Source organism: Lysobacter sp. 05T417 (genome assembly GCF_056396405.1).
The window spans coordinates 345,298-352,201 of sequence record NZ_JBFTLK010000006.1 but is presented as its reverse complement, the minus strand read 5'-3'; the positions used below and the strand labels follow the sequence as shown (position 1 = coordinate 352,201).

The 6,904-nt window shown below is 67.4% G+C and carries 4 protein-coding genes; 2 read left to right on the top strand and 2 right to left on the bottom strand.

All coding sequences use genetic code 11. The annotated features are described in order from the left end of the window. The first annotated feature begins 312 nt into the window (after positions 1 to 312). On the top strand, positions 313 to 1,329 hold the full coding sequence (locus AC1DER_RS13585; protein WP_477243272.1) for an integron integrase: 1,017 nt from the start codon (positions 313 to 315) through the stop codon (positions 1,327 to 1,329). Between the two features lie 122 nt (positions 1,330 to 1,451). Then, the gene (locus tag AC1DER_RS13580; protein WP_477243274.1) at positions 1,452 to 2,519 is read left to right on the top strand and encodes an NAD(P)H-dependent flavin oxidoreductase; all 1,068 of its coding nucleotides are present in this window, start codon (positions 1,452 to 1,454) and stop codon (positions 2,517 to 2,519) included. 73 nt (positions 2,520 to 2,592) lie between these two features. Here AC1DER_RS13580 and AC1DER_RS13575 read toward each other — a convergent pair whose 3' ends face one another. Further along, the gene (locus AC1DER_RS13575) at positions 2,593 to 4,662 is read right to left on the bottom strand and encodes a S9 family peptidase (RefSeq protein ID WP_477243276.1); all 2,070 of its coding nucleotides are present in this window, start codon (positions 4,660 to 4,662) and stop codon (positions 2,593 to 2,595) included. Between the two features lie 147 nt (positions 4,663 to 4,809). Next, entirely contained in the window at positions 4,810 to 6,816 is a 2,007-nt protein-coding gene (locus AC1DER_RS13570) for an OPT family oligopeptide transporter (RefSeq protein WP_441817314.1), read from the bottom strand. Between the last annotated feature and the right edge of the window lie 88 nt (positions 6,817 to 6,904).

The window sequence follows — 6,904 nt, the reverse complement described above, 5'->3', positions numbered from 1 at the left end:
ATCTGGGCCGGGCCGAAGCGGGCAATACACGGTGTCAATGGTGCCGGCTGGGGGCGTTGTGCGCGCAACCGAAGCAAGAGCGCGATGACCTCAGACACGACAGCGCGTCGATCCCGGACCGGCCGCAACGTTGCGACTACAGTCCTAACTATTTATTCGACGACAGACTGGGGCCTAAGCCTGGTGTCTATCAATTTTGTTGAACAATCCGCCGTCAGTACTTCCCTACACGAAACAACGGCTTGTCTCGGGTAGAGGTGCCTAACGCCGGCGCCTAACCTGTCGCTCGGTCAAAGTGTTCAGGATTCCCCGATGCGACGCTATCACCCGCCCACGGACGGGACAACCAGGCCTGCGATCGCTCCACCGGCTGGCCCACCACGCCTGCTCGATCGGGTCCGCGAGCGGATGCGGCGCCTGGGCATGGCCAGGCGAACCGAGGAGGCCTACGTCGGATGGATACGCCGGTATGTCCTGGCCCATGGCAAGCGTCATCCTGACCAGATGGGGGCCCGGGAAGTGGAGCAGTTCCTCATCCTGCTGGCGGTGCGCGACAACGTGTCGCCCTCCACCCAGAACCAGGCGTTGGCTGCCCTGCTCTTCCTCTATCGCGAAGTGCTCGGTCAGTCACTCCCCTGGATGGAAGAGATCCGACGCGCGAAGAAGCCGCAGCGGCTCCCGGTGGTTCTGTCGCGATCCGAAATGGCGGCCCTGCTCGGCGAGATGTCCGGTGTGCACGGACTGATGGCGTCGCTCCTCTACGGCAGCGGCCTCAGGCTGATGGAGTGCGTCCGGCTGCGAGTCAAGGACGTCGACATCGCGCGATCCGAGCTGGTGGTGCGCCAGGGAAAGGGCGGCAAGGACCGGCGAACGATGCTGCCGCAGGCGCTCGGCGTTCGCCTGCAAGCGCAGATGGACGAAGCACGCGCGTTGCACAGGCGCGACCTTGCAACTGGCTTCGGTGAGGTCTGGATGCCCGATGCATTGGCGCGCAAATTTCCGAATGCCGCACGGGAGTTCGGATGGCAGTACGCCTTCCCTGCGACGACACGAAGCGTCGACCCCGCTTCGGGCGTGGTGAGGCGGCATCACCGCGACGAGAAAGGCCTGCAGCGCGCGGTGAAGGCGGCGTCGCTGCGGGCCGGCACGGCGAAGCCAGCCACCTGTCACGCGCTGCGTCACTCGTTTGCGACGCATCTGCTCGAAGCAGGCTACGACCTGCGCACGATCCAGGAACTGCTCGGCCACGCCGACGTGCGCACGACGCAGATCTATACCCATGTGCTCAACCGCGGCGGCCACGGTGTGGTGAGCCCGTTGGATCGCTGAATCCGGGTAGCCGCCCCGCTCGGCACGCGCCGCCTTCATGTGACCGCTGCGAGGTCGCCCCTACAGTTGCCCCAGGTGCTGGCCTTCCGCCCAGCCGCCCCCTCCCGCAATGGAGCATTTCCATGTGGCACGACAACGACTTCACACGGCGCCTCGGCCTGCGCTACCCGATCGTGCAGGGGCCGTTCGGCGGCGGGCTGTCCTCGGTCGACCTGATGGTCGCGGTCTCCGACGCCGGCGGCCTGGGATCGTTCGGCGCACACCACCTCGCCCCGGAGAAGCTGGGCGAGCTCACGCAGCAGGTCCGCGCGCGCACGCAGCGCCCGTTCGCGTTGAACCTGTGGGTGTCGAACCAGGACCCCGGCGGCGACCGGCTGACGAGCGAACAGTTCGCCGACGCCATCGAACGGTTCCGTCCCTACTACGATGCGCTCGGCATGACGCCACCGGCTATGCCCGATCGCTATGGCCAGCGCTTCGACGACCAGGTGCAGGCCATGCTCGATGCGCGGCCGCCGGTGATGAGCTTCGTCTTCGGGATTCCCTCCGCCGACATTCTCGCCCAATGCCGCCGACGCGAGATCGCCACGATGGGCACCATCACCACCCTCGACGAAGCCATCGCCATGGACCAGGCCGGCGTCGACGTCATCGTTGCGACCGGTTTCGAGGCCGGCGGGCACCGGGTGTCGTTCCTGCGTTCGGCCGAGGATTCGTTGACCGGGACGTTCGCGCTGATCCCGCAGGTGGTCGATCGCGTTGCGACGCCGGTGATCGCCGCCGGTGGCATCGCCGATGGTCGCGGTGTTGCCGCGGCGATGACGCTCGGTGCGCAGGGTGTGCAGATCGGCACGGCGTTCCTGGCCTGTGAGGAGTCAGGCACCAACGGGTTGCATCGCGCGATGTTGTTCACCGATGAGGCCCGGTACACGGCGCTGACGCGCGCCTTCAGCGGGCGGCTTGCGCGCGGCATCCGCAATCGCTTCGTCGATGAATGGGAGGGTGTGACAGCGCTGCCCTACCCGATCCAGAACTGGTTCACCGGCACGTTCAAGGCGACGGCCGCGGCGCAGGGGCGCGGCGACATGATTTCGCTTTGGGCCGGGCAAGGTGCGCCGTTGCTGAAGCATCGGCGCGCGCAGGCGTTGTTCGCGGCGCTGGTCCAGGAGGCGGGGGCGCTGTTGCGCTGACGCATCGCCCTCACCCCAACCCCTCCCCCTCACCCCAACCCCTCCCCCGCATGCGGGAGAGGGGCCCGAAGTGTTACTCGCCGATGTACTGCTTCAGCCAGGCATTGACCGTGTCATGCCACTGCACACTGTTCTGCGGCTTGAGCACCCAGTGGTTCTCGTCCGGGAAGTACAGGAACTTCGAGTCGATGCCCTTGAGCTGCAGCGTGGTGAACACGCCGATGCCCTGCTCGACCGGAATGCGGTAGTCGAGCTGGCCGTGCACGACCAGCATCGGCACGCGCCAATCCTTGACGTGGTTGACCGGGTTGAACTTCTCGTAGTTGGCGGCCTTGTCGATCGCGCTGCCGCCCTGCTCCCACTCGGTGAACCACAGTTCTTCGGTGGCGAAGCCCATCATGCGCTGGTCGAACACGCCGTCGTGGGTGACCAGGCACTTCCACGGCTGGTTCCAGTTGCCGGCGATCCAGTTGACCATGAAGCCGCCGTAGCTGGCGCCCAGCGCGCAGGCCTTGTCGCCGTTGAGGAAGCCGTACTTCTGCTGCGCCGCGGCCCAGCCCTTCTGCAGGTCTTCCAGCGGACGGTCACCCCAGTGCTGGCTGATCGCGTCGGTGAACGCCTGGCCGTAACCGGTGGAACCGTGGAAGTCGATCATGACGACGGCGTAGCCCTGGCCCGCGTACGTCTGCGGATTCCAGCGGTAGCTCCAGCCGTTGCCGAAGCTGCCCTGCGGGCCGCCATGGATCAGGAACGCGACCGGGTACTTCTTGCCTTCGACGTAGTTCCACGGCTTGACCACGTAGCCGTGCACCGTGTCGCCGTTCCAACCCTTGAAGTTGAACTGCTCGAAATCACCGAAGGCGACGTCCTTCAGGGTTTCGCCGGTGGTGGCAGTGATCGGGCGCAGCGGCGCGGTGGCATCGGCGCTGGTGGTGTACAGCACGTCGCCGCTCTTGAGCGAGTTGCGCGTCAGCGCCAGCGTCGGGCCGGCCAGGTCGATAGCCGAGATGGTGCCGTCGCCGATGAGCTTGCTGGCCTTGCCGCTGGCGATGTCGACCGCGAACAGCGGGTGCTCGCCCATGTCGGTCGCGGTGGTGTAGATGCTCTTGCCATCGGCCGACAGGTTGATGCCATCCGCCGAGCGGTCCCACTGCGGCGCGATCTCACGACGCTGGCCGCTGGCCAGGTCGAGCGAGATCAGGGCAAAGCGGTCGGCCTCGAAGCCGGGACGCTTCATCGCGCGGTAGTAGAGGGTCTTGCCGTCGGCGCTGAAGGTCGCACCGGTGTCCCACGCCGGGTTGGACGGGGTCAGGTTCTTCGCTGCGCCGGTGCCGTCGGCATTGACCTGGTACAGGTCGAAGTTGGTCGAGGTCGGTTCCTTCGCATCGGCGATGCGGGCGCTGAACACCAGGCTGCGGCCATCGGGCGCCCAGGTGTATTCGCTGCTGTCACCGAACGGCCGCGACGGCACGTCGCCGATCACTTCGCCGCTGACCAGGGTCGCGGTGGTGGCCGGCTTGTCGGCCAGCGTCGTCACGAACAGGCGATTGAGGCGACCGTCGCTCCAGGTGTCCCAGTGACGGATGAAGATGCGGTCGAACACCATGCCACTGGTCTTCTGCTTGCCCTTTTCGTCGACGCGCTTCTGCGAGCAGGCGAAGTCGCCCTTGCAGTCGGCGAACACTTCGGCGTTGAAGGCGACGCGCGTGCCGTCGGGCGAGAGCTTGTAGCCGCCGACGTCGGTGGTGAAGGCCGTCACCTGCTTCGGCGTACCGCCGCTGGCCGCAATCGAGTACAGCTGCTGGCTGCCCGACTTGCCGCTGAGGAAGTACACAGTGTTGCCGTCGGGCGAGAAGCTCGGCGAATTGACGTTCCAGCCTTCCGGCGTCAGGCGCACCGGCGGCGCGGCGTCACGCGCGAACAGGTCCTCGATCCACAGCGAGGAGGCGCCCTTGTTGGCGGCGAAATCGACCACGCGCTTGGCGAAGACGACGCGGCGGCCATCGGGCGACAGCGTCGGCGAGGACACGCGGTCAAGCGTGGCCATGTCGCGGACTTCGAAGCCGCGCGGGGCGGCCGAGACGGAAAGGGGTGAAAGCGCAGCCGCCAACATCAGCGGCAGGAGGGCGCGGCGAAACGTCATGACGGCTCCATCGGGTACAGACCCCGGGGTACAAAGACCGTCGATGTTAGGGCCCCGTGACGGCGGCCGCAAAGGCCAGAGTGCCCGCCGCCGTTGCCGCATTTGCCGATTGGCCGGCCCTGCGGCCAATCAGCCCTGTTCAGCGACTCAGGCAGCTGCTGCCTTGGCGCTCACCCGCTCCGCCCAGCGGTACAGCACGAACACGACCGCGACGAAGGCCGCGCCACCGATCCAGACCGCCGGGCCGGCAAAGTCGTCGCCGACCAGGCCGAGCGGGAAGTCCTTGCCGGAGAAGGCGACGATCGCGGCAATCGCCACGCCGATCAGGCCCTCGCCGACGATCATGCCCGAGGCCAGCAGCACGCCCATCTGCTTGGTCGACTCGGGCTTGGCGCTGCGCTCGGCGCGGCGGTCGTAGAGCCAGCCGATGACGGCGCCGACCACCACCATCAGCGTCGCCGAGGTCGGCAGGTAGATGCCCAGGCCAACGGCCAGCGGCGACAGGTGCGCGGACTTGGTCGTGCGGCGCAGCACGCTGTCGATCACGATCAGGCCGGCGCCGATGTAGGCGCCGATGCGGATCAGGCTCCAGTCGATGTTGCCCTGGATCACGCCCTGCGCCAGCGCCGAAATCAGGCCCGCCTGCGGCGCGGCCAAGGCGCGGCCCGGCACCGCACCCGGCGCGCCGGTGAAGCCGTAAGCCTGGTTGAGCAGGTCGAGGATCGGCGGGATGATCGCCGCGCCGGCCAGCACGCCCACGACCAGCGCCCACTGCTGCTTGGACGGCGTCGCATCCACCAATTGGCCGGTCTTGAGGTCCTGCAGGTTGTTGTTGGCGATCGTCGCCACCGCAAAGACCACGGCGGTGACGAACAGCGCGAACGCGACCAGCCCCTTCTCGTTGCCCGGCGCCAGCAGCGGCTTGATGCCGAAGACCAGCAGCAACGCCGCGCCGATCACCACCAGGATGCCGATGCCCGACAGCGGGCTGTTGGACGAACCGATCAGGCCGGCCATGTAGCCGCACACCGCCGACACCAGGAAGCTCATCACGATGACGTACAGCAACCCGCCGATCACCAGCTTCCACATGTGCTCGCCCAGGCCGCTGCCAAGCGCGAAGTGACCCAGCAGGAATGCAATCGGGATGAAGCAGGCCACCGAGATCATGCCGACCACGCCGATCGGGATGTCCTGTTCCTGGCGCGGCAGCAAGCCGGCCTGGCCGGCCTTGCGCACGCGCGAAGCGGCCATCGCCGAAGCCAGGCCGCTGGCGACCGGCTTGACCAGCTTGGCCAGGGTCCAGATCGCGGCAACGCCAATCGTGCCGGCGCCGATGAAGCGCACGTAGGTCGCCCACGTCGCCTGGCCCAGGTCGGCCGCAGGGCCGGCCGTGGCGGCCAGCGCCGAGTAATGCGGCACCGCCCAGCCCCAGGCGATCAGCGCGCCCACGCCCATCGCCACGCCGACCCACAGGCCGACCAGGTGGCCGACGGCAAGCAACGCCATCGACAGTGTGAAATCGAAGCCGGTGACGCCGCCGCGATCACCGCCGATGCGGAAATACGCGCCGACGTTCGAACCGAAGATGCGCGTGGCGACGATCAGCGAGAACGCGGCCGCCACCACCGAACCCCAGACCACCGCCAGCAGCCCGTAGCGGCTTTCCTCGGCGCCGGAAGCGGTGGCGGTGTCGCCACTGCTGCCGACCTTGAGCACTTCGGCGCAGGCCACGCCTTCCGGGTACGGCAGGTCGGAGTTGGTGACCAGCGCGCGCCGCAGCGGGATCGAATACATCACGCCGAGGATGCCGCCCAGGGCGCAGATCGCGAACGACTCCCAGTAGGGGAAGCCGGTCCACCAGCCGATCATCACCAGGCCCGGCAGGACGAAGATGATCGACGACAGCGTGCCCGCCGACGAGGCGACGGTCTGCACGATGTTGTTTTCCTGGATCGTGGAGTCCTTGAAGTTGCGCAGCAGCGCCATCGAGATCACCGCCGCCGGGATCGAGGTGGCGAAGGTCAGGCCGGCCTTGAGGCCGAAGAAGACGTTGGCCGCGGTGAACAGCAGCGTGATGACGACGCCGAGGATGAGGCTGCGCACGGTCAGTTCGGTGCGTGGTGCGGCGTCGGGCAGGCTGGTGCTGGTCACTGGATAGGGCCCCTGGCTCAAGTTCGGGCGAGTATTGCAGACCGGCCGGCGCGCCGTACATGGAGGCCACAGGGGCGCTGGCGTCCAG

Coding starts and splice junctions, on each gene's coding strand:
- AC1DER_RS13585 (WP_477243272.1), top strand. CDS start 313: ATGCGACGCTATCACCCGCCCACGGACGGGACAACCAGGCCTGCGATC.
- AC1DER_RS13580 (WP_477243274.1), top strand. CDS start 1,452: ATGTGGCACGACAACGACTTCACACGGCGCCTCGGCCTGCGCTACCCG.
- AC1DER_RS13575 (WP_477243276.1), bottom strand. CDS start 4,662: ATGACGTTTCGCCGCGCCCTCCTGCCGCTGATGTTGGCGGCTGCGCTT.